The sequence below is a fragment of the Herbiconiux ginsengi genome, assembly GCF_900107435.1.
Taxonomy (GTDB): domain Bacteria; phylum Actinomycetota; class Actinomycetes; order Actinomycetales; family Microbacteriaceae; genus Herbiconiux; species Herbiconiux ginsengi.
Genome location: NZ_FNPZ01000001.1, coordinates 687,855 through 708,886 on the forward strand (window position 1 = coordinate 687,855; position 21,032 = coordinate 708,886).

The window sequence follows — 21,032 nt, forward strand, 5'->3', positions numbered from 1 at the left end:
GAGTTCATGCCGCGGTGGGATGATCCCGCTGTGACGTTGTTCGAGGATGACGGCTCGCGGATCTTCCGCGAGCCCGGTGCGGGGCAGGGCGGACGGAAGCCGAGGAATCGGGTGGCGTTCTGGATGAGCGTGCTCGCGGTGGTGGCGACCGGGCTCTTCGTCCTCACCACCCTTCCCTCGAGCCCGCTGTCCTGGCTCACGCACTACTCGATGTCAGCGGAGCTCACCCGGGTGGCCGACCGTATCGGCTTCACCGACGAAGGTCTCGCCATCTTCGAGGACACCGAGCCCGAGCTTCTCTCGGACGCACCGTTCCGGGAGGCGTGCGTCGACGACAGCGAGGCCGGCGACGACGGTGACGGATCGGGATCGACGGTGGGCTGCTACTACGGCATCGGCGACACCGGCCGTATCGCGATCTTCGAGCCCTCCGACGACCGGCTCGCCGATCAGGTGGCGGTGACCGCGGCGCACGAGTTCCTGCACGCCGCGTACGACCGCCTGACGAGCGGGGATCGCGACCGGCTCGACGTCCTCCTCGCCGATCGCTGGGCGCAGGTGCCCGCCGACGATCCGCTCCGCGACAACCTCGAAATGTCGGCGCAGGGTCATGCCGACGCCGTGGGAACAGAAGAGTTCGCCTACCTCGGCTCCGAGATCGCGGACGCCGGTCCCGAGCTCGAGGCCTACTACGCCCCCTACTTCCGAGACCGTCAGGCCGTGGTGGCGATCGACGCCGCCGATGAGGCGATGTGGGCGTCCGTCGACGCCGACTACCGAGCGGCGGTCGACGCTCTCGCCGCTGCCGATGAAGCGGACGCGGCGGCGCGTCGCGCCGAGGTCGACCGCCTCGACGCCGACTACGAGGCACTCATCGCGGCGTCCACTCCCCACTAGGCGCCGTGTCGCCGAGTCGCATGTCGACTCGGCGCGGGATGGCGGCCGCGGGTGCGGTCTTCAGCCGGCAGCGAGTTCTTTCGCCCGCGCCAACGCGGCATCCGTGGCGGCCGTGAAGAGGGCCGGGAGGTCGGCACCCTGGAGCACGGCGATCGCCCGTTCCGTGGTGCCTTTGGGGCTCGTCACCTGGATGCGGAGCTCGGTCGGGGTCTTGCCGGAGGCCACGAGGAGTTCGGATGCGCCGGCGAAGGTGCCGTTCACGAGCTCGGCCGCCTGTTCCTCGCTGAACCCCTTCTCCACAGCCGCAACGGTCAGCGCTTCTATCAACAGAAACACGTAGGCCGGACCCGAACCCGAGATCGTGCTGAGAGCATCGAGCTGTGATTCCGGAACCTCGACAACCGTCCCCACCGTCTCGAACAGCGAGCGCACGAGCGCGAGATCGGCCTCGCTCGAACGCGTTCCGGCCGAGAGCCCCGTGACGGCGCGGCCGACCACGGCGGGCGTGTTCGGCATCGACCGCAGCACCGACACCGTGGAGGGCAGGTGAGCCTCGAAGGTCGCCACCGTGACGCCCGCCGCCACGCTCACCACGATCGCGCCGGGCTCGAGCGACGACGCGATCTCGTCGAGCAGCTCGGGCACCATCGCGGGCTTCACGGCCACGATCACGATCGCCGCTCCCGCGACCGCACGCCGGTTCGCCTCGGGGTCGTCGTCGGTCGCGAATGCGGTCACGCCCGGAGTGCCGGCCAATTCGGCGGCGCGTGCAGCCGAGCGGTTCGTCACCCGGATGCCGCCGACCACCTCGACCGTCGGAGCGAGCAAGCCGCTCAGCACGGCCCGGCCCATCGAGCCGGCGCCGAGCAGCGCGATGGAGGGAAGCTGGGTGGAGTCGGCGTGGGTCATCAGACCATCCTAGGATTGGCGGCAGCGGCGCAACGGAAAGAGGGCATTCGTGAGCACTTCAGGTGGCAACAAGGCGATTCTCGCGGCCCTGGGCGCCAACCTCGGCATCGCGCTCACGAAGTTCATCGCGTTCTTCTTCTCCGGTTCCTCCTCGATGCTCGCCGAGGGTGTGCACTCCCTCGCCGACTCCGGCAACCAGCTGCTCCTCTTGCTCGGAGGCCGCCAGGCGAAGAAGAAGGCCGACAAGGAGCATCCCTTCGGTTACGGGCGCGAACGCTACGTCTACGCCTTCGTGGTGTCGATCATCCTGTTCTCCGTCGGAGGCGTGTTCTCGATCTACGAGGGCATCGAGAAGCTGGCGGCGCCGCACCCGATCGAGAACGCCTGGCTGCCGATCCTGGTGCTCGTCATCGCAATGGTGCTCGAAGGCTTCTCGCTGCGCACCGCGGTGCGCGAGAGCAACCACTCCCGCGGCAAGCAGAGCTGGGTGCAGTTCGTGCGGCGCGCCAAGGCACCCGAGTTGCCGGTGGTGCTCCTCGAAGACACCGCGGCGCTGCTCGGCCTCGCCTTCGCGTTCATCGGCGTCGTGCTCTCGGTGATCACGGGCAACGGAACGTGGGACGGCATCGGAACCCTGTTCATCGGCGCCCTGCTCGTCGCGGTGGCGGTCGTGCTCGGCATGGAGACGAAGAGCCTGCTGGTGGGCGAGGGCGCGAGCGATGCCGACACCGCCGCCATCATCGGCGCGATCGAGGCCACGCCGAACGTCGACCGGCTCATCCACATGAAGTCGCTCTACCTCGGTCCCGACGAACTGCTCGTCGCCGCCAAGATCGCGCTGCCGCCCGAGAGCGAGTTGCGCGATGTGGCGGCCACAATCGACCAGGTGGAGGAGAACATCCGCTCGGCCGTACCGATCGCACGCGTCATCTACATCGAGCCCGACGTCTACGTCGCTCCGGTCGAGATCGAGACCTCGACCGAGGCGATCATCATCAAGAGCACCGACTGAGCGAGACCGGGATGCGCGCTGCTGTCATCCGGCACGAGCGGATGGTGTCGCTCGGCAACTTCGAGCCCGTGCTGCGGGCGCACGGCTACGAGGTCGAGACCGTCGACGCGGATCTCGCCGAATCGTCGCCCGACGACTTCGCTGCCGCGTTGACCGCAGCGGCCGACGCCGAACTGCTCATCGTGCTCGGATCGGCCCGAAGTGTCCACGAGGCCGACCGCCACGCCTTCATCGCGCCCGAGATCGCCGTCGTGCGCGAGCGCCTCGCGGCCGCCCGGCCCACGCTCGGCGTCTGCTTCGGTGCGCAGCTGATCGCCGCTTCCCTCGGCGAAGAGGTGCGCCCGGGCGCCACCGTCGAGATCGGCTACCGCGAGGTGACACCGACGGAGGCCGGTCTCCACTCCCCGGTGCGGCACGTGGCCGGGGTTCCGGTGGCCGAATGGCACGGCGACACCTTCGACCTGCCGCCCGGAGTCGAGCTGCTCGCGTCGTCGTCCGCCTATGAGAACGAGGCATTCGGCATCGGAGACTGGATGCTCGCGGTGCAGTTCCATCCCGAACTCACCGACGAGATGCACGAGGAGTGGCTGGTGACCGATGCCGTCTACGTCGCCGCCGCGGGCTACGACCCCGAGGCGCTGCGGGCCGAGCGCGCCCGCTACGGCGAGGGAATGCAGGCGGCCTCACAGCGGATGCTCGCCGAGTACCTCGAGCGCCTGCCGGCGCCCCACCCGTCGCCAGGTCGCGCGAAGTAGGCGATACGGCATCCGCTGGAGCGACTTCGCGCTACCTCGCGCGTCGGTGGCTCGGCCCGGCGGGTGGGGCGGGCCCAACGGGTGCGGCGGACGCGCTCAGCAGGGGCCAGGCGGGTGGGTGCGGCGGGCGCGGTCAGCGCGTCGAGATCGGGCCGCGCCCGTCGCGGAAGAAGGCGGTGAGCAACTCGCCGCAGGCCTCGGCCTCGACCCCGGCCACCACCTCGACGCTGTGGTTCAGCCGCCGATCGCGCAGCACGTCGTAGACCGATCCGGCCGCGCCGGCCTTCTCGTCCCAGGCGCCGAACACCACGCGCGGGATACGCGCCGAGAGGATCGCGCCGGCGCACATCACGCACGGCTCGAGCGTCACGATCAGGGTCGCGTCGGTGAGGTGCCAGTCGTCGAGCTTCCAGGACGCCTGGCGGATCGCGACGATCTCGGCATGCGCCGTCGGATCCTGCCGCAGCTCGCGTTCGTTGCGGCCGACACCGATCACGGCACCCGATCCGTCGACGACGATCGCGCCGACCGGAACGTCTTCGGTCTCGAGCGCGGCGCGTGCTTCGTCGAGTGCGAGCCGCATCCAGTCGGACAAGACACCCGTTGCGGGCAGAGGGCTGGGCGACGAATCGGCCACGTCACATCCTCTCGTCATCAGGCGACAGGTTATATCGTCCTGCGGAGGAGGCGGTCGAGTCCAGTAGATTGACCGTATGCGAGTACACGTTGCCGATCACCCGCTCATCACGCACAAGCTGACGGTTCTGCGCGACGTGAACACGCCGTCGCCCACCTTCCGGTCTCTCGCCGAAGAGCTGGTGACGCTGCTCGCCTACGAGGCCACACGCAACGTGCGCGTGGAGCCGGTCACCATCCAGACGCCGGTGGCCGAAACCACGGGCGTCGCGATCAGCAGCCCGCGCCCGCTGGTGGTGCCGATCCTGCGCGCCGGTCTCGGCATGCTCGAAGGCATGGTGAAGCTGGTGCCGAGCGCCGAGGTCGGCTTCCTCGGCATGGTGCGCAATGAAGAGACCCTCGAGCCCACCACCTATGCGGAGCGCCTGCCCGACGACCTCTCCGACCGCCAGTGCTTCGTGCTCGACCCGATGCTCGCCACCGGCGGCTCTCTGAGCGCCGCCATCGAGTTCCTCTTCAAGCGCGGAGCTCAGGATGTCACGGCCATCTGCCTCCTCGGTGCCCCCGAGGGTGTGGCGGCCCTCGAGAAGGCGACCGAGGGCCGGGATGTCACCCTCGTGCTCGGCGCCCTCGACGAGCGCCTCAACGAGAAGGGCTACATCGTCCCCGGCCTCGGCGACGCCGGCGACAGGTTGTACGGAACCGTCTAGCCGCAAGGTCGGCACTCGCCTCAAGCCCCCGGCACGAGACCGCAGGCCGCGGGCCGCGTTCAGACGACCCGGGGTGAGGGCGAGGCCGCGTCAGCGACCTCACCCGAACATGTCGCCTCGCGCCGCAGAAGCGGCGGCGCGAGCAAAGAGCGACGCGCGACCGCAGGCCGCGCATCGCGGGAACTGGCGAGGCGGTACCACCCCGAGCCCCTCTACTGTTCCGCACCTGCAGGGTCCGCCGTGGGCACAGCCGGCGCCGTATCCGAGTCACCCGCGTCATCCTCCGGCTCCTCGACGGCCCGCTTCCGCCGCACGAGATCCACCACCCCGATCGCCAGCGCCACCAGGATGAGTCCCAGCGTCACGAAGAACGCGTTGCGGAAGCCGTCGTGATACACCGACACGTTGTCGGCGTTCCCCGGACCCTCCCGGTAGAGCGTCGAGAAGAAGATCGACGAGGCCGCCGCCACACCCATGGCCGTGCCGACGCGCTGCCCCACCTGCGCCATCGATCCGGCGACACCGCCCTCGGTCACCGGGATCTCGGCCAGGGTGAGCGTCTGGTTCGGCGAGATCACGAGCCCGCCCCCGGCCCCGGCGACCGCCATCGCCGCCGCCATCAGCCAGATCGACCAGCCCGCCGGCGGTAGCACCGCCGCGAGCAGCACCAGCACGAAACCGCAGAAGGCGATCACCAGCCCCAGCACCACGAGCGCCCGCCCGTAGCGGCCTACCAGCCGACCACCGATCAGCGAGGCGATCGCCGAGGTCAGCGCGAAGGAGATGCTCACCATCCCTGCGAACACCGGGGGAAAGCCCAACCCCTCCTGCAGGAACAGTGTGGTCAGCAAGAAGATGGCCGGAATGGCGGCGAAGTACGCCGTCGCCAGCAACAGTCCGTTGCGGTAGGAGCCGAGCGAGAACAATGAGAAATGGATGGCGGGCGACTTGCCGGCCGCCGCGTAGCGACGCTCCCACGCGACGAACAGCACGACGCACACCGCGCATCCGAGCAGCCAGAACCAGCGCAAGGGGCTGTCGTCGGGCCCGCCCGTGGTGAGCACGAAGGGCAGCATGAAGCTGAACACGCTCGCTCCGAGCAGGAGGATGCCCACCAGGTCGAGGTTGCGCGGCCCGGGTTGATGGGGTTGCGTTCGCGGCAACAGCCGGAGGGCGAAGACGAGGGCCAGGATGCCGAGGGGCACGTTCATCCAGAACAACAGGCGCCAGCCATCCGTCTCGCCGCCGACCGCGATCAGCAGTCCACCGAGGGTGGGGCCGAACGCGGTCGCCACTCCGATCGTCGCGCCGAACATCCCGAACGCACGGCCGCGCTCCTCGCCTTGGAACAGCTGCTGCACGAGCCCCAGCACCTGCGGCATCTGCACGCCCGCGGCGACGCCCTGCAGGATGCGAGCGATCAGGAGGATCTGGATGTTCGGCGCGATCGCGCACAGAGCGCTCGCCACGGTGAACGCGCTGAGCCCCACGACGAACATCACTTTGCGCGAATAGAGGTCGCCGAGCCGGCCCGACGGCACCAGGGCCAGGCCGAAGGCGAGCGCGTATCCCGACACGATGATCTGCAGTTCGCTCGAGCCCGCGCCCAGTGACTTCTCGATCGAGGGAAGACCGACGTTCACCTTCGACAGGTCGAGGATGGTCAGTGCCGCGACGGCTACGCAAACGGCGAAGGCCTGCCAGCGAGCACGCCCCGACGCCGCGTTGAGCGGTGTGCTTGAAGCCATGACGTCGAATCTATACCGAGAGCAACGATCCGGCGCTTGACAATTCGCCCACGCATCGGGTTAGCTTCTGTCTATGACTGACAAGGTGCACACCCTGACCTCCTTTGAGGCTCCTGGGCATGCCGGCATGATGATGGCCGGCGCCGTCGTCATGTGTTGTCGAATGTGTCGCTAACGAGACAATCTCGACGAGCACCCCTCCACCTCTCAGCCTCATCCCGCTGATCGAACGGTGCAGGTGCTCCGCATCCGGAACTCTCCGGTGCAGCCCGGACTCTCATCGCAGTCCGTAGCCTGACACATCTCCGACCCGCTCAGACGGGTCACTTCAGCTGAGGACAACTCTCATGTCGATCGCCCACCTCGATTCCCGCCCCGCCACCATCACGCCGATCAGCCGCGTCGGAGACGCCGCCCCGGCCGCCCCCCGCATCCGCGCCGTGCCCGAGGGCACCGAAGCCCGCGGCTTCGTGCTCTACGTCGGCATCGACGAAGACAAGGCCGCCGCCGCCGGCACCGACCTCGGTCGCATCGTCGAGGCGCTCAAGGCCCTCGCCGCCGAACTCGCTCCCTCCTCCGAGACTTACGCCGCGGTCGCCCTCGCGCCGCGCGGCGCCGGCGGCCGTGACGTCGACGTGGTGCGCCTTGCCCTCCAGGACCCGACGGCGCTCGCCAAGCACCGCCAGATTCCGGATGCGCAGGACCGCGCCCGCGACGGCGTCGTGGTCGACCTGAGCCGTAAGCGCGTGCTGCTCGACAACACCGCCGCGAACCTCACCTACAAGGAGTTCGAACTGCTGCAGTACCTCGTGCTGCGTGAGGGTCGCACCATCGAGCGCGCCGAACTGATCAGCGCGCTGTGGAGCGCCGGCGACGAAGAGGTGCCGAACGAGCGCACCATCGACGTGCACGTGCGTCGTCTGCGCTCCAAGCTCGGCGACTACGAGGACATCGTGCGCACCGTGCGCGGCGTCGGATACCGCTTCGACCGCCACGCCGACGTCTCGGTGCGCCACACCTCGACCCCCTCCCCCGACCTCTTCTGACCGCACCCCACTGTTCGACACCTGTTTCCTCCCCGCTCGGATGGGGGTGGGGCTCGGGTCTCCTTCGAGTTCGAGAGTGGAGATTCTCCGTGCACACGGATGAATCCCCGCACCGAACCGAGAGGAAACAAGGTCAATGGGTTCTCCCCGAACGACCTCGCGACGACCCCTGAGAGCCGTCGCGGCGATCGCCACCGCCCTGGTCGCCGGCGTCGCTCCACTGAGCGTTGCCGCCACGGCATCCGCGTCGACGTCGACGACCACCGCACCCCGCGCATCCGTCACACCGGCCGGTCTGCTCGCCGCCACCGACGCCGGCCAGGCTGCGCCGGAGCGCGTCATCCTGACGCCACCCGAGCACCCCGACACCGAGCAGTCCTTCACCTGGCGCACCGGTGCGAACGTGACCGACGGACAGGTGAGCATCCGCAAGGCCGGTGACACCACGTGGCGCACCGCCACCGCTCGCGCCAATGAACAGCTCGAGAGCGCCGGTGTGCCGACACGGACGCACTCGGTCACGGTCGACGGCCTGACTCCCGGAACCGAATACGAGTACTTCGTGGGCAATGGCGCCGCGGTCAGCCACACCTACCGCTTCTCCACCGCCGGCAAGGCGGGCGACCCGTTCACCTTCATCTACTTCGGCGACGCGCAGAACGACCTCGCCGAGAAGTGGACCCCGGTCGTGAAGCAGGCCTTCGACGCCTTCCCGGATGCGGTCGGCACCGTGAACGCCGGCGACCTCGTGAACACCGGCGGCAACGACGGCGAGTGGACCGAATGGTTCGGCGCGATGGACGGTTACAGCCAGTCGCGCAACGTGATCGCCGCCCCCGGCAACCACGAGTACGGCGGCGACGCCTTCCTCAAGGTGTGGAAGTCGAACTTCGAGTACGACGCGAACGGCCCGAAAGCCGACCCCGCTACCGGCGGCACCTCAGAGGGCGAGCTGCAGAAGGCCGCCTACGAGAAGCAGATGGCCAAGGCCCTCGAAGAGACCGCGTACTACACCGACTACCAGGGCGTGCGCTTCATCTCGCTCAACGCGAGCCGCGAGCAGGCCGTCGAGCTGATGACACCGACCGACCTCCCGCCCTGCCACATCGCCTGCCCGAACCCGAGCGCGCTCTGGCTCGACATGCAGAGCCGCTGGCTCGACTCGGTGCTCGCGAACAACCCCAACAAGTGGGCCGTCGCCGTGTTCCACCAGCCGGTGTTCTCCACGGCCGAGGGACGCGACGAGGTCGACGTGCGCGAATCCTGGCTCCCGGTGTTCCAGCGCAACGACATCGATCTGGTGCTGATGGGCCACGACCACACCTACGGACGCGGCTTCGTGAACGCGGATGCGACGGACACGCCCGGCGTGACCACCGGCCCCGTCTACACCGTCACCGTCTCCGGCCCGAAATACTACGAGCTGCAGCCCGAAGACGACAACGTCTGGACCCAGAACGGCGCCACCATGGTGACCCGCGCCGGCCACACCTCGACCTTCCAGGGCATCACGGTGACCGACGACCAGATCCGTTACGAGTCGATCGTGGCAGCGAAATGGGACGGCGAATCCACCACCGACAAGGAGGTGGGCGACACCCTCGACGCCTTCACCATCACGAAGTACGACAACGGTGAGAAGTATGTGACCGAAGACGGCGTGGCCATTCCCGCCGAAGGGTCCGGTGAGTCCACCACCGTGCCGCCGAACACGACCGAGGAGCCGGCCGGGGAGCCGGCGGATGTTCCGCTCGGCCACCAGGTCATCGGCACGTTCACCTCGCCCACCGCCGCTGAACCCGGCCCGACGACCGTGAACCCCAGCACCCACGTGGTGTATGTCGCCGACCAGGCATCCGGCAGCAAGGGAACGGTGCAGGCCATCGACCCGGTCACCGGTGAGGTCGTCGACCAGTTCGACGTGGGCGCACCCGTGCGCGACCTCGCCTACGACGCCACCTTCAACGGTGTGCTCGTCGCGATCGAGGGCGGCAAGATCGCCTCCTACCTCACCAACCCCGCCGTCTTCGGCACGCCGTACATCGAGCCGATCCCGGTCGGAGTTCCGGTGCGCTCGCTCCAGTACGAAGGCCCCACCGGCCTCGTCTTCATGGGCCTCGACAACGGCACCATCATGTGGCTCGATGCCGAGGGGTTCGACGTGAAGGGCACATTCGCCGCCGGCTCGAACCTGCGCGGCATGCGAATCGACGACGTCACGGGCGTGCTCTACGCGACCTTCGACAACCCGGATGACGACAGCGTCGGCCTCCGCCTCTACGAGACGCGGAACGGGATGAACCTGCTCAAGGAGTACACGCTCGACCGCAGCGCCGGAGCCGTCGACATCGACATGGAGAAGGGCCTCGCCTACGTCGGTCACACCTCGACCGAAGCCGGTCACGGCGGGCTCTCGGTGGTCGACCTGATCGGTGACACCGTGACGCACTACGCCGGCGACGAGTTCGGCGGCGCCGTCAGCGGCGTCGGAGTGGATGCAGGCAAGGGGATCGCCTACCTCGCCAGCACCGCGAAGTCGCCGGCGCCGGCGATCGTCGTCGGTCGCCAGCAGGCGCCGCGGATCACGGCGTCGCCGGTCGCGCAGTACGGCGAGACGGGATCGACGGTCACGTTCTCGGCCGCCGCTCTCGGCATCCCGGCTCCGACCGTCGCCTGGGAGTCGCGAACTGCCGGCTCGAGCACCTGGGCGCCGATCGCGGGCGCGACGGGCACTTCGCTCGAGGTGGTCGCATCCGATGCCCTGCACAAGACGCAGTATCGCGCGGTGTTCACGAACACCATCGAGGGTGTCGCCTACTCGACCGACTCGGCCACGGCGACGCTCGTGATCGCCGGATACGTCGAGCCCGGCACGCCGGAGGGCGAGGGTGACGGCGACGGAACCGGCACGACGACGCCGGCCGACACCACCGCCGGCGGCAAGACGCTCGCGGCGACCGGCACGGAGCCGTTCCTGCCCGTGTTGGCAGGCCTCGCGCTCATGCTGCTCGGGGCCGGAGCGGCACTCTACCGCCAACGCCGCCGCGAGCAGTCCCGCTAGCGCTCCCGCGTCCCCCCCTCCCCACCCCTCCTCGCGAGTCGCCAGAATTCGCCCTCCCGCAAGCGATTTCGGGGCGGATTCTGGCGACTCGCGAGGAGGAGGTCGGTGGCGCGCCGCCTACTCGGCGAGGCCCGGCTGCACCGCCGCCACGGCGGGCTCGGCACCCGCGTCGAGGACGGCGCGGAGCTGGGCGCCGAGCGTCGCATCCACGTTCGCCCAGTACTGGATGGCGCGCTCGCGGATGCCCGCATCCTGCACGCCGCCGACCGCACCCGAGATGGTGGCGAGGAAGCGGGCCTTCTGCGACTCGTCGAACACCTCGCGGTAGAGGGCGCCGGCCTGGCCGAAGTCGTCGTCTTCGGCGTGCAGGGTGGCGGCGGAACGCACGAGAGCGCCGTCCGACTCCCAGCTGCCCGCGCCCGCCGCGGCCGGAGAAGCCACCGGACCGCCGAAGGAGTTGGGCGCGTAGACGGGTGCCGACGCGGGCTTGAAGCCATGGCGGCCGGCGCCGTCCTGTGTGTAGCTGTGCACCGGAGCCGCGTGCGGCGCATTCACCGGCAGCTCGGCGTAGTTGGTGCCCACGCGGTAGCGCTGCGCGTCCGGGTAGCTGAAGACGCGCGCCATGAGCATCTTGTCGGGGCTGATGTCGATGCCCGGCACCGTGTTCGCGGGCGAGAACGCCGCCTGCTCGATCTGCGCGAAGAAGTTCTCCGGGTTGCGGTCGAGGGTGAGGGTGCCGACCTTGATCAGCGGGTAGTCGGCGTGCGGCCACACCTTCGTGAGGTCGAAGGGGTTGAAGCGGTAGCCGTGCGCGTCGTCGTAGGGCATGACCTGCACGTGCAGATCCCACGACGGGAAGTCGCCGCGCTCGATCGCCTCGTAGAGGTCGCGGCGGTAGTGGTCGGCGTCGGCACCGGCGATGAGCTCGGCCTCGGTGCCCGGCATCTCGGCGTTGCCCTGGTTGGAGCGGAAGTGGTACTTCACCCAGAAGCGCTCGCCGTCGAGGTTCGTCCACTGATAGGTGTGCGATCCGTAGCCCGGCATCTCGCGCCAGGAGCGCGGGAGTCCACGGTCGCCCATCAGGTAGGTGACCTGGTGTGCCGATTCGGGCGAGAGGGTCCAGAAGTCCCACTGCATGTCGGCGTCGCGCAGGCCCGATCCGGGCAACCGCTTCTGCGAGTGGATGAAGTCGGGGAACTTGATGCCGTCGCGGATGAAGAAGACGGGGGTGTTGTTGCCCACGATGTCGTAGTTGCCCTCGGTCGTGTAGAACTTCACGGAGAAGCCGCGCACGTCACGCCAGGTGTCGGGCGAGCCCTGCTCACCGGCGACGCTCGAGAAGCGGCTCAGCGTCTCGGTGACGGCACCGGGCTGGAACACGGCGGCGCGAGTGTAGCGCGAGACGTCTTCGGTCACCTCGAAGCGGCCGAACGCTCCCCCACCCTTGGCGTGCACGATGCGCTCCGGAATCCGTTCGCGGTTGAACTGCGCCAGCTTCTCCACCAGGTAGCGGTCGTGCAGAGCGGCGACACCGTCGGCGCCCGCGGTGAGCGAGTGCGCGTCGCTGCCGACCGGGGTGCCGGTCTGGGTGGTGGTGGGAGGTGTTTCGGACATGGTTCTCCTTCAGTGAGGTGCCCAGGGGGCGACCGGATGGCGGATCGGGTGAACAGGGGCCGGTGACCCTCGGCGGGGGTGCTGACGCGGGGTCAGCCGGTGGCCGCCTGGCAGGCGGGGCAGAGACCCCAGAACGTGACTTCGGCGGTCTGGATGCGGTAGCCGGCATCCGCCGACGGGCTGAGGCACGGTGCCGCACCGTGCACGCAGTCCACATCGGCCACGGCTCCACAGTTCGTGCACACGACGTGGTGATGGTTGTCGCCGACGCGCCGCTCATAGCGGGCGGAGGAGCCGGCGGGCTCGATGCGGCGCACGAGTCCCGCTGCCGACAGATCGGCGAGGATGTTGTGCACCGACTGGATCGACGTGTTCTCGAGCCCCGGCGCGACCGTTCGGAAGATCGCGTCCGCATCGGCGTGCGGCATGGAGCCGAGGGCGTCGAGCACCGCGATGCGCCCGGCGGTCACCCGCAGGCCCGCTTCGCGGAGTTCGGCTTCCCGTGATCCGTTCATGGTTCGACCGTAGCAGTTGTTTTGAATCATTCAAAACAAGGCGAGCGGATGCCGGCTGCGGGCTCGTCAGGACAGGCCGAGCAGCTTGCCGTTCTTCGACAGCTCCGGATCGGTGCACGAGGCCAGATCGAAGCAGCACGGGCGTCGCATCCCCTTGCCGAGCTTCGACATGCTCACCTCGATGCGCCGCTCGCGGGTCTGCGGGTTCTTCGTGGCGTTGACCCAGCGCACCCACTCCCACCGCGCCGTGGGCGTGATGTCACCCCACGTCCCCTCGGCGGCCGGCGTCTCGGCCAGCGCCTCCTCGAACTCCGCCGGCACCTGCGGCTCGGGCCACGCGTCGTTCCGCTCCATCTCGACGGTCACGCTCTCGCCCTCGGCGAGGGCCAAGCCGGGCTCCACGCCGAGCCAATGACCCCGCATCCCGTCGGGTTCCACGACGGCCTCGAATGCGAGCCCGTTCATCTCACCCGCCACCGCCACCTGCCCGCGGGAGGGCAGCTGGGCGCTCGCGTCCTGCGGCAACCGGAGGATCGGCCGGGCGCCGATCACGACGACGTCGGCCGTGAAACGGATGCGATCGCTCCGAGTCGGCGCCGTCTCGACCATGCGGACAGTGTAGTGGTCGCGCGGTCAGGCAGGCATCGCCTGCCCGGGTTCCTCGCCGAGGATCGCCTTCACCAGCTCCTCTGCGCCGTAGAAGGCGTAACCCTGCTCCGTGACGACCGGCGCCAGGTGCCATCGCCCGAAGCACTCATCCAATTCCGCCTGGGTGATGCACAGCAGCGTGGCGAGGTCGCCCGCGACGAGGAGCCCGCCTGGTTCGATGCGCGCGCGGGTGGCCTGCGTGTCGGTGCCGAGCACGGCCGCGATCCGTTGCAGCGAGTATCCGTTCGCATGGACGGCGCCGATGAGGATCCGTGTGTTCCGGAACGCGACGCGCACGGACGGTCCCGTCGCTGCACGTTCGATGCGTTGAGCTGCCCGGAGCATTTCGGCGACTCGTTCCGGCACGATCTCGTCGACCGACAGCCGTCGGTGGCGGTGGGCGGAGACGATGTCGGTCGGATCGGGGGGCGATGGTGTGGTCATGGTGCTTTCTCTGGTACATCCCCATGGGTGACATGGTGATCGGCCCGGGTGGGCCAGGACGCGTGGAGCCGGTGCGTCCTGGCCCACCCGGGCCGGGGTGTTCCGTTACTGCTGTTCGGAGCTGCGTCGCCGGCGGATCAGCAGCAGGGCGAGGCCGCCCGCGATCAAGAGCCCGATCAGAGTGATCGTGCCGCCGATCGCGAGTCCGGTGTTGCCGAGCACGGCCGGTCCTCCCTCCGCGACCGGGCTGCCGGTCGAGGGGGTCGGAGTCGGGGGCGTCAGATCGAAGGTGTTCGTCGCGGTCAGCTGCAGCTCCTGCAGCGTCTCGGGGGTTCCCGAGGTGACCACGACACCGTTCTCGAACGAGTCGTGGTCGACCACGGCCTTCGCGGCGCCGCCGTCATCCGTCTCGACGCCGAAGCACACCGTTCCGAGCGGGAGCAGCACCGGCGCGTCGTTCCCATCGACGAGCGTCAGGTTCTGACCACCCTTGATGGACAGGTCTCCCGAGAACAGCGTGACGGGGTCGGCCTCGCCATCGACGGCGATCTGGCAGGTGACCAGGATCGTGAACGTCTTCGCCGTGACGACCGGGTCGGTTGCGGCCGTGCCGTCGAGCACCTTCGCCACCGAGATGGTGCCGGCGGAGAACTCGTTCACGATCCCGGCGATCACGGTGTTGTCGTCGCTGTTGGTGACGATCGTCACCGTGACCGGGGCCGGCGTGGTGTCGGCTCCGCCGCTGTCGGTCTCCGTGACGACACAGGATGCGCCGACCGGGATGCCGCCGATGCGATCACTGCGCAACGTGGTGTCGTCGCCGGTCCGCTCGAGCGACACCGTTCCGGAGTAGACGCTCTGGTCGAGATAGCTGCACTCGATGGAGAACTCGAACGGACCCGCGGCGTTCGCGACTCCGGCGCCCGTGAGATCCTTCACGATCACGAGACCGCCGACGAGCTGCACGAGACCCGCGTCGATGTCGACCCGGTTCTCATCGATGCCGAGCACGATGTCGCCGGTGGCGCCGGTCGTCACGTTCGCGTTCGAATCGGTCTGCCCGTCGGTGCCCTGCGCTTCGAGGGTGAACGCGAAGTTGTGTGCCGCGACCCACGCCGGGTCGAACGTCACGACATAGGTTCCGGACGCGAGATCCGCGAACAGGTAGTTGCCGTTCGCATCGGTCGTGGTGGTGGCCGAGACCGCGTTCCCGTCGACATCCGTGCCGGTCAGCGCGACCGGAACGTTCGCGACACCGGGCTCACCGGCGTCTTGGATCCCGTTGGAGTTCAGGTCGTTCCACACGACGTCGCCGAGCGACGACGCGACGACCGTCACGGCGCGCACCGCCGGCCCCACGGGCTGGGTGACGCCGACGACGCGGCCGGAGGTGCGGTTCTCGTAGACATCCGCTGCGCTGTTCCCGGAGGGGGACATCGAGACGGCGATGGTGAGCTGATCGTCCGGGGTGAAGGCGCCGGCCCGGAGGAAGCGAAGACCGGTGACCTGAGCGAGCGAGGTGGGGCAATCGGCGCTCGTTCCGGCGCCGGAGACCACCGAGCCACCGGTGGGGGCGTCACACCAGACCGTGGTTCCCGCGGATCCGTTGGTGGGGTCGGAGGGGTCGACCTGGAGCACGGCCGAGGGATCGGCCGTGTAGAGCGTCGTGATCCCGGTGGTGGCACCCGTCGGAGTGACCGCGTCGAGAGCGAGGGTTCCGGTGAAGTGGGTTCCACCGAGCCCGTTGGCGGGTAGCACGTCGATCACATCGACATCGGACACGTTCTGGGGGGAGTCGATGTTCGCGAAGTCGATGGTCCAGGTGAACCCACGTGGCGTCACGGCGCCGGCCGGGGTGACCTCGACCGTGCTCTTGTCGACTGACTTGGCGATCTTGATGCCGGTGGGAACGACGATCTGCACCTGCGCCGTGTCGGTGCGGGCAGAGACCGGCGACGGGTCGCCGCTGGAGGTCACCAGCGTGGTGTTCGTGTAGACACCGTTGCGCACCGTCGCCAGAACCTCGACCGTGTAGAGGATCGGGTCGATCGGGGCGTTGATCTCGTTCTGGCCGAGATCCCATTTCACGTACGTCTCGTCGGCGGCGCACGTGATGCCGGCGCCTGCCGGAGAGCCCAGCTGCGTCACCACGGGTGTGATGGGTGCACCCGATTCCCGGGTCGACGACACGAATGACTGGTAGCCGGGCAGGCAGTCTTCGACCGTGACATCGGCGAAGGAGCCGGTGGCAGACGAGGATGCGGTCAGACTGGGATTCAAACGGTAATCGATGGCCGAACCCGCCGAGTACTGAGGCACGGCGGTATCGGTGTAGTCACCGGAATCGGGGTTCTTCACGAACTTCTTGATACGGGCGACGGCCTGCCCGACGATGAGCCTGTCGCCCAGACCACCGTTGTTCGTTTCAGGGGCATACGACGACACGCTGTTCGTGGCCTCAGGATCGGCGAGCACCGCATCGCGGCTCTTCACGCCCTTGGCCTCGATGATGCTGGCCCAGTTCGGGAGGATCGTGCCCTGCGCCCCCGCGGTGGCGAGCACCGTCAGAGCGATCGAGGTGTTGACCTCGACCTGCTGGTCGGTGTTCGAAGCGGTGGTGCTGAAGCTGACCCGAACCCGGTTCACACCCTGCCAGAGCCCATTGACGAGTGTGGCGCCGGGCACCGCGGCTGCGGAGTCGTACCAGGTTCCGGTGGAGCAGTCGCTGTCGGCGCCGCTACCCGGAGTCGGGGTCGAACCGTACTGAATGGTCAGGTTCGGCAACATCGAGGTGTCGGCGTTGTAGGTCGAGTTGTTGTGGTGGTAGCCGGACACCCATACCGGCGCGCCGTTCGAGGGGATCTGAACCACGGTGTTGGTGGACCCGGCATAGGCGAAGGTCGCAGGGAGTCCGAGCTTGGTGTCGTCCCACACGTCGCAGACGATCTTGCTGGCGGAGAACTGGGTTCCGGTGTTCACGGGGATGTTCTGGGTCGAGTAGAGGTTGCTCAGCACGGTCTGACCCGGCAGCACGACGGTGTTGCCGTCGTGCGCGGTCGACGACCCGGGCGGGCCTTCGAACTGGTAGGCGGAGTATCCCGAAGGCTGCGCTCCCTCGGCCGTGGTGAGGGTGTTGCCGGCCTCTCCGGTGACGCCGGAGAAGAGCTTGTCGAACGTGCCGGAGCTGCGGACGTTGGTGTTACCGGCCCGAGTGTTGTTCGAGGGGTCTTCTCCTTGGTTGGGATTGCCCGCGATATCGGTGGCGACGACGTTCGTGTAGGTGTTCCGCCAGTTCAGATTCGAGACGCCGTCGACGGTGCTGCCGAGGTCGGTGACGGCTTCGAGGGGCAGTTCGAGGCGGACGGTCGTCGACACGACGAGCCCCATGTCGGCAGGAAGCGCGAGGCCGTCCTGCGACTTCGTCGGAACCGTGAAAGCGGTCGTGTCGGTGTCGGTGAACACGATGTCGACCGGGGTTCCGAGCGATGTCTGCTGGCAGGTCGCCGTGCCGTTGTTCCGGACACTGTTGACATTCGTCTCGCTGCCGCCGCTCGGGTTGGGCAGCGCGCCGTGGAGGTTTGCGACGCCGCCGTTGCAGAAGGCGAGGCGGGGTGCGTACTTGTCGAGTGCACCCGCGCCGGCCGCGAGCCAGGCGGCGGAGCTCGTGGTGCCCGGGCCGAAGAAGGCGTCGGGGCTGAGATCTTCGGTGACGGTGATCGGCGATGCCAGAGGCGTGACCCCCTTGCCGCCGGAGGGACCATCGATGGTCAACGGGAAGTCCATGACGACGCAGGAGCGCGTGCTGTCGAACGAGCACGCGCTGTAGTACTGGAAGAACGGACCGTCGGTGTCGCTCGCGCTGGCGAGACGCTTCGAGACGTCGAAGTCGGCCGCGGCGGACACGGTGTGCTGCACGGGCTCCGACGTCGCCGGAGTCGTGACCTGATCGCTCGTCGCCGACACCGTGACGGGGCCGAGGACGGTGCCGTTCGGAACCTCGGGGCGGACCTTCGAGAGGAAGTCGTAGTTCAACGACGTTCCCTGGTTCTGTGGTGCGACCACGCAATCGACCGATTGCGAGGGCAGCGACGTCCACGACGTCATCGTGGTCGGCACGACCGGGTCGGGAAGAGTCGCCGGAGTGAGGGTGGAGCCGGCAAGACAGAAGGGCGGCAGCGACACCAGCTCTTCACCCTGGGGCAGGCTGAACGTCAGATGCGGCGCGGTCTGGTCGCCGCCCTCGTATCGGATTCCCACCGAATAGGTGATCGTGTCGTTCGTGCGGATGATGTCGTTGGTGGCGGACGAGTCGTGGCCGGCCGCGTCGTCGCCGTCGAAAGCCGCGGTGCCGGTGGTCTGATTCAGGGTGACGCTCAACGTCTCGCCGGCTGCGCCGGCGGGTGCGGCGACGACGAGACTGCTGGCCGCAAGCCCCAGGATCGCGGCCGTGACGGCGACGAATCGGGGCGTTCGGTGGAGCTGTGGACGGGACGTCATAGTCATGCCTTTCTTGGTCCCCGACGGCGACTCACATCGCCTGATATCAGCCCTCATCCTGTTGGCGGGATCGCCGGATTCGCCGATTTTCCCGGTACTCACCCCTTAATTCACCCGGTCGGGTGGAGGGGGCGGCGACGCTGCGGATGCGCGTCGCTTTCAGAACGAGGGCGAAGGGCGCGGCTCGGTCGGTGGGGGTTTCTCGTCACCGCGCCCTTCATGTGAAGAGACGGCCTGAGGGCCCGATCGTGACGCAGGATTCGCAAATCGGCGGAAAGAACGTTCGAGCGGCTAGCGGTGTCGGCGCAGGACCAGAGCCACGAAGGCGCCCACTGCGACCATGGGCGCGGAGACGATGGCGAGACCGAGGAACAAGCCGAGGCAGTCGTGTGGAACCAAGACTCTCCTTCAGTGCACAACGGACGGGGAGTGATGGGGATGCGAGCGACCCACATCGTCTGAATACCCTCATCCTGAAGCGTTGGTCGGTCAGCTCAAGCGAATGCGGGGCAGTCACCCCAAAATTCACCCCGATGGTGCTGCGCGGGTCGCCGAAGGGGGATGTGCGTGTCATCTGTGATGCCTCCGCGCGAGCTCGCGGGTGACCATCGGGCCGAGCCATTCGAGCCGCATCGCCTCGCTGCGCTCGGTGGTGGGATCTGCACGGAGGTCGAGGATGAGGTCTCGCAACCGGGACAAGTCGTCATCGGCGATCGTGTGCAGCCGAATCTGAGTATGCGGGGTGTGGAGCACGAGCGCGGGGAGATCGACATCCATTCGCCCATCGTCTGCTCGATCGCGGTGAGGTTCTACGGGAGGCTGGGTGAAAGATCGGGTGATCCCTTCACGGAAGAGGCCACCCGTCAGAGGAGCCCGTGTCGGGTGACGATGTCGATCGCCTCGGTCCGGTTCGCCGCACCGACCTTCCGGTACGCCGCCCGCAGTTGGCTCTTGACGGTGTTCTGGCTCACGTAGAGCCGCGCGCTGATCTCCGGCACCGTCGCGCCCTTGGCGAGCTCCGCGAGAACGAGTCTCTCCCGCCGACTCAATCCGCTCGGCGCGGCCGCCACGGGGAACACCCCTTGCTCACGCACCAGCGTGACCAGGGGATCCTCGTCGGAGAGACCGATGAGCTCGGCGAGATCGTCGAACGCATCTCTCGGGATCGTGGTGAACGCATACGGAATGTGCCGGTCGCGGGCGACGACCAGCGCCTGCTCCCCGGCCAAGCGCGCATCCGCGACGCGATCGGAACGCAGATACGCAACCGCCCGGAGCAGTAGCGCCTCGACCAGCACGCGCGGAACGACGGCAGCAGCCGGGAGGAGGGCATCGGCCCGCCGCGAGACCTCGGCCAGATTCCCGGCCATCAGGTCGATCTTGGCGCGCGTGACGTCGAGGAAGAACGTCGAGGGCTGGAACCGCAGGTCGACCTGATCGATGACCTCCCGCGCTCGAGCGGGCATCGCCAGCACCAGGAACAGCTCCGCCCGGCCGACAGCGAGGAACTGCGCGTTCAAACCTCTCGACACCAGCTTCGGAGGGCGGATGGTGACCGCGGTGTCGATCTCGGAGAGCACGTTCCAGGCCTGCTCGGGAGACACACAGAGCCTCGCTCGCAGGTACAGGATCGCCGCCCAGCACTCCGGGGCGGCCGAGACGTCGATGATGACGTCAAGCAGTCGCCCGGCCCCCTCGCGGTCGAGATTGTCGATCCGGTCGAAGATGCGGGCGAGTTCGGCGGGTGCCCCATATCGTCGCGTCGCCCAGTTCGCGGTGTCCAGGGGCGGAACGCGATCGAGCCATCGCTGCGCGATCGCTTTATGTCCCCCGATCATGTGGATCCATGCGATGTTGCCTGCCGCCGTATCGCGGATGAGGTCGTTCCCGGTGACGACTGCGAGGTCGTAGGCGTCCTGGTATTCGGCGAGCGCCAACGGGAATTCTCCCGCGAGCTCGTGCACTCGACCCCATTGCGCGTGCAGATCGGGGATCGCGTAGTGCAGATCCTTGAAGCTGTCCGGGTTGGCGGCGTCGAGTTCGACGTGGGCCTCCGCGACCTCTTTCGCCGCCGCCTCGTACTCGCCCTCGCTCCGGTGCGCAGCCGCCCTGCTGGTCAGGTCGACCAGCACGTCGACCAGTTTCGTCGGTGTCGGCGCGGTGCTGAGATACCGGTATCGGTCGTTCCGGGCGGCCTCATCGACCGGAAGGTAGTTCACGTAGTTGCGAGCCGCATCCCACCGCGGATTCTCCGCGAGCACCTCGTCGGGCAATTCTCCCAGCGCTTGCCGGAGCAGAGCCGGATCCGAGAGCAGCAGCACCGACCAGTTCTCGCTCAGCAACTGCTGCAGGGTCACCCAGTCGGATGACGCCGCCGCGTGAGCGATCTGATCATGGAGGAGATGGGCATTGGTCGTCGGGTTGGCCACTTCTACACCTTCGGGCTCGCTCCTGCGCCCGGGGCGCGGGAAGGTCAAAAGAGCATTGACGACGTCGGTCACGACCGCGGTCTTTGCTCATGGAACCCCACCCACCGCTGC

General features: G+C 68.2%; 16 protein-coding genes. 6 read left to right on the forward strand and 10 right to left on the reverse strand.

The genetic code is table 11. The features are described 5' to 3' along the window. Positions 1 to 30: 30 nt before the first annotated feature. Positions 31 to 897: a hypothetical protein gene (locus BLW00_RS03355; protein WP_092549148.1), complete on the forward strand. Its 867-nt coding sequence runs from the start codon at positions 31 to 33 to the stop codon at positions 895 to 897. Between the two features lie 60 nt (positions 898 to 957). Here BLW00_RS03355 and proC read toward each other — a convergent pair whose 3' ends face one another. After that, positions 958 to 1,806, reverse strand: coding sequence for a pyrroline-5-carboxylate reductase (proC, locus tag BLW00_RS03360; RefSeq protein ID WP_092549151.1), 849 nt, complete (start codon positions 1,804 to 1,806; stop codon positions 958 to 960). A 49-nt stretch (positions 1,807 to 1,855) separates the two neighbouring features. Here proC and BLW00_RS03365 point away from each other — a divergent pair, with 49 nt between their 5' ends. Both BLW00_RS03365 and BLW00_RS03370 read left to right on the forward strand, forming a co-directional pair. Then, positions 1,856 to 2,818 (forward strand): cation diffusion facilitator family transporter, encoded by a 963-nt coding sequence (locus BLW00_RS03365; RefSeq protein ID WP_092549154.1) that lies wholly within the window; start codon positions 1,856 to 1,858, stop codon positions 2,816 to 2,818. An 11-nt stretch (positions 2,819 to 2,829) separates the two neighbouring features. Beyond that, the gene (locus BLW00_RS03370; protein WP_092549157.1) at positions 2,830 to 3,573 is read left to right on the forward strand and encodes a glutamine amidotransferase-related protein; all 744 of its coding nucleotides are present in this window, start codon (positions 2,830 to 2,832) and stop codon (positions 3,571 to 3,573) included. 133 nt (positions 3,574 to 3,706) lie between these two features. Here the strand turns inward: BLW00_RS03370 and tadA are convergent, their stop codons facing one another. After that, positions 3,707 to 4,156, reverse strand: coding sequence for a tRNA adenosine(34) deaminase TadA (gene tadA, locus BLW00_RS03375; RefSeq protein ID WP_092549160.1), 450 nt, complete (start codon positions 4,154 to 4,156; stop codon positions 3,707 to 3,709). A gap of 130 nt (positions 4,157 to 4,286) precedes the next feature. Between tadA and upp the strand changes: the two genes are divergently transcribed. Further along, a complete protein-coding gene (gene upp, locus BLW00_RS03380) occupies positions 4,287 to 4,919 on the forward strand; it encodes a uracil phosphoribosyltransferase (protein ID WP_092549163.1) in 633 nt (210 codons plus the stop codon). A gap of 212 nt (positions 4,920 to 5,131) precedes the next feature. Here the strand turns inward: upp and BLW00_RS03385 are convergent, their stop codons facing one another. Next, positions 5,132 to 6,667 (reverse strand): MFS transporter, encoded by a 1,536-nt coding sequence (locus tag BLW00_RS03385; protein ID WP_092549166.1) that lies wholly within the window; start codon positions 6,665 to 6,667, stop codon positions 5,132 to 5,134. Positions 6,668 to 7,014: 347 nt separating this feature from the next. On the opposite strand from BLW00_RS03385, the gene BLW00_RS03390 reads away from it, so the two are divergent. Continuing rightward, positions 7,015 to 7,713, forward strand: coding sequence for a winged helix-turn-helix domain-containing protein (locus tag BLW00_RS03390; RefSeq protein WP_092549169.1), 699 nt, complete (start codon positions 7,015 to 7,017; stop codon positions 7,711 to 7,713). A gap of 136 nt (positions 7,714 to 7,849) precedes the next feature. Further along, positions 7,850 to 10,774 carry a fibronectin type III domain-containing protein gene (locus tag BLW00_RS23730; protein WP_092549172.1) on the forward strand — a complete coding sequence of 975 codons (2,925 nt, stop codon included), beginning with the start codon at positions 7,850 to 7,852 and terminating at the stop codon, positions 10,772 to 10,774. A 117-nt stretch (positions 10,775 to 10,891) separates the two neighbouring features. Here the strand turns inward: BLW00_RS23730 and BLW00_RS03400 are convergent, their stop codons facing one another. The 7 genes from BLW00_RS03400 to BLW00_RS23930 all read right to left on the reverse strand — a co-directional run bounded on the left by BLW00_RS03400 (position 10,892) and on the right by BLW00_RS23930 (position 20,921). Next, positions 10,892 to 12,388 (reverse strand): catalase, encoded by a 1,497-nt coding sequence (locus tag BLW00_RS03400; RefSeq protein ID WP_092549175.1) that lies wholly within the window; start codon positions 12,386 to 12,388, stop codon positions 10,892 to 10,894. Positions 12,389 to 12,480: 92 nt separating this feature from the next. Further along, positions 12,481 to 12,903, reverse strand: a complete 423-nt coding sequence (locus BLW00_RS03405; RefSeq protein WP_092549178.1) for a Fur family transcriptional regulator — start codon at positions 12,901 to 12,903, stop codon at positions 12,481 to 12,483. Positions 12,904 to 12,969: 66 nt separating this feature from the next. Next, positions 12,970 to 13,512 (reverse strand): YdeI/OmpD-associated family protein, encoded by a 543-nt coding sequence (locus tag BLW00_RS03410; protein WP_092549181.1) that lies wholly within the window; start codon positions 13,510 to 13,512, stop codon positions 12,970 to 12,972. A 24-nt stretch (positions 13,513 to 13,536) separates the two neighbouring features. Next, a complete protein-coding gene (locus BLW00_RS03415; RefSeq protein WP_092549184.1) occupies positions 13,537 to 13,995 on the reverse strand; it encodes a hypothetical protein in 459 nt (152 codons plus the stop codon). A 105-nt stretch (positions 13,996 to 14,100) separates the two neighbouring features. Next, positions 14,101 to 18,492, reverse strand: coding sequence for an SdrD B-like domain-containing protein (locus BLW00_RS03420; RefSeq protein ID WP_139256604.1), 4,392 nt, complete (start codon positions 18,490 to 18,492; stop codon positions 14,101 to 14,103). A gap of 570 nt (positions 18,493 to 19,062) precedes the next feature. Beyond that, positions 19,063 to 19,269: a hypothetical protein gene (locus BLW00_RS03425; RefSeq protein WP_092549190.1), complete on the reverse strand. Its 207-nt coding sequence runs from the start codon at positions 19,267 to 19,269 to the stop codon at positions 19,063 to 19,065. Positions 19,270 to 19,355: 86 nt separating this feature from the next. After that, positions 19,356 to 20,921: a helix-turn-helix transcriptional regulator gene (locus BLW00_RS23930; RefSeq protein ID WP_092549193.1), complete on the reverse strand. Its 1,566-nt coding sequence runs from the start codon at positions 20,919 to 20,921 to the stop codon at positions 19,356 to 19,358. Positions 20,922 to 21,032: the final 111 nt, after the last annotated feature.

Bases quoted from the DNA above. Each gene is read 5' to 3' on its own strand.
- proC (WP_092549151.1), bottom strand. From the start codon at position 1,806: ATGACCCACGCCGACTCCACCCAGCTTCCCTCCATCGCGCTGCTCGGC.
- BLW00_RS03370 (WP_092549157.1), top strand. From the start codon at position 2,830: ATGCGCGCTGCTGTCATCCGGCACGAGCGGATGGTGTCGCTCGGCAAC.
- tadA (WP_092549160.1), bottom strand. From the start codon at position 4,156: ATGCGGCTCGCACTCGACGAAGCACGCGCCGCGCTCGAGACCGAAGAC.
- upp (WP_092549163.1), top strand. From the start codon at position 4,287: ATGCGAGTACACGTTGCCGATCACCCGCTCATCACGCACAAGCTGACG.
- BLW00_RS03385 (WP_092549166.1), bottom strand. From the start codon at position 6,667: ATGGCTTCAAGCACACCGCTCAACGCGGCGTCGGGGCGTGCTCGCTGG.
- BLW00_RS03390 (WP_092549169.1), top strand. From the start codon at position 7,015: ATGTCGATCGCCCACCTCGATTCCCGCCCCGCCACCATCACGCCGATC.
- BLW00_RS23730 (WP_092549172.1), top strand. From the start codon at position 7,850: ATGGGTTCTCCCCGAACGACCTCGCGACGACCCCTGAGAGCCGTCGCG.
- BLW00_RS03400 (WP_092549175.1), bottom strand. From the start codon at position 12,388: ATGTCCGAAACACCTCCCACCACCACCCAGACCGGCACCCCGGTCGGC.
- BLW00_RS03405 (WP_092549178.1), bottom strand. From the start codon at position 12,903: ATGAACGGATCACGGGAAGCCGAACTCCGCGAAGCGGGCCTGCGGGTG.
- BLW00_RS03410 (WP_092549181.1), bottom strand. From the start codon at position 13,512: ATGGTCGAGACGGCGCCGACTCGGAGCGATCGCATCCGTTTCACGGCC.
- BLW00_RS03415 (WP_092549184.1), bottom strand. From the start codon at position 13,995: ATGACCACACCATCGCCCCCCGATCCGACCGACATCGTCTCCGCCCAC.
- BLW00_RS03420 (WP_139256604.1), bottom strand. From the start codon at position 18,492: ATGACGTCCCGTCCACAGCTCCACCGAACGCCCCGATTCGTCGCCGTC.
- BLW00_RS03425 (WP_092549190.1), bottom strand. From the start codon at position 19,269: ATGGATGTCGATCTCCCCGCGCTCGTGCTCCACACCCCGCATACTCAG.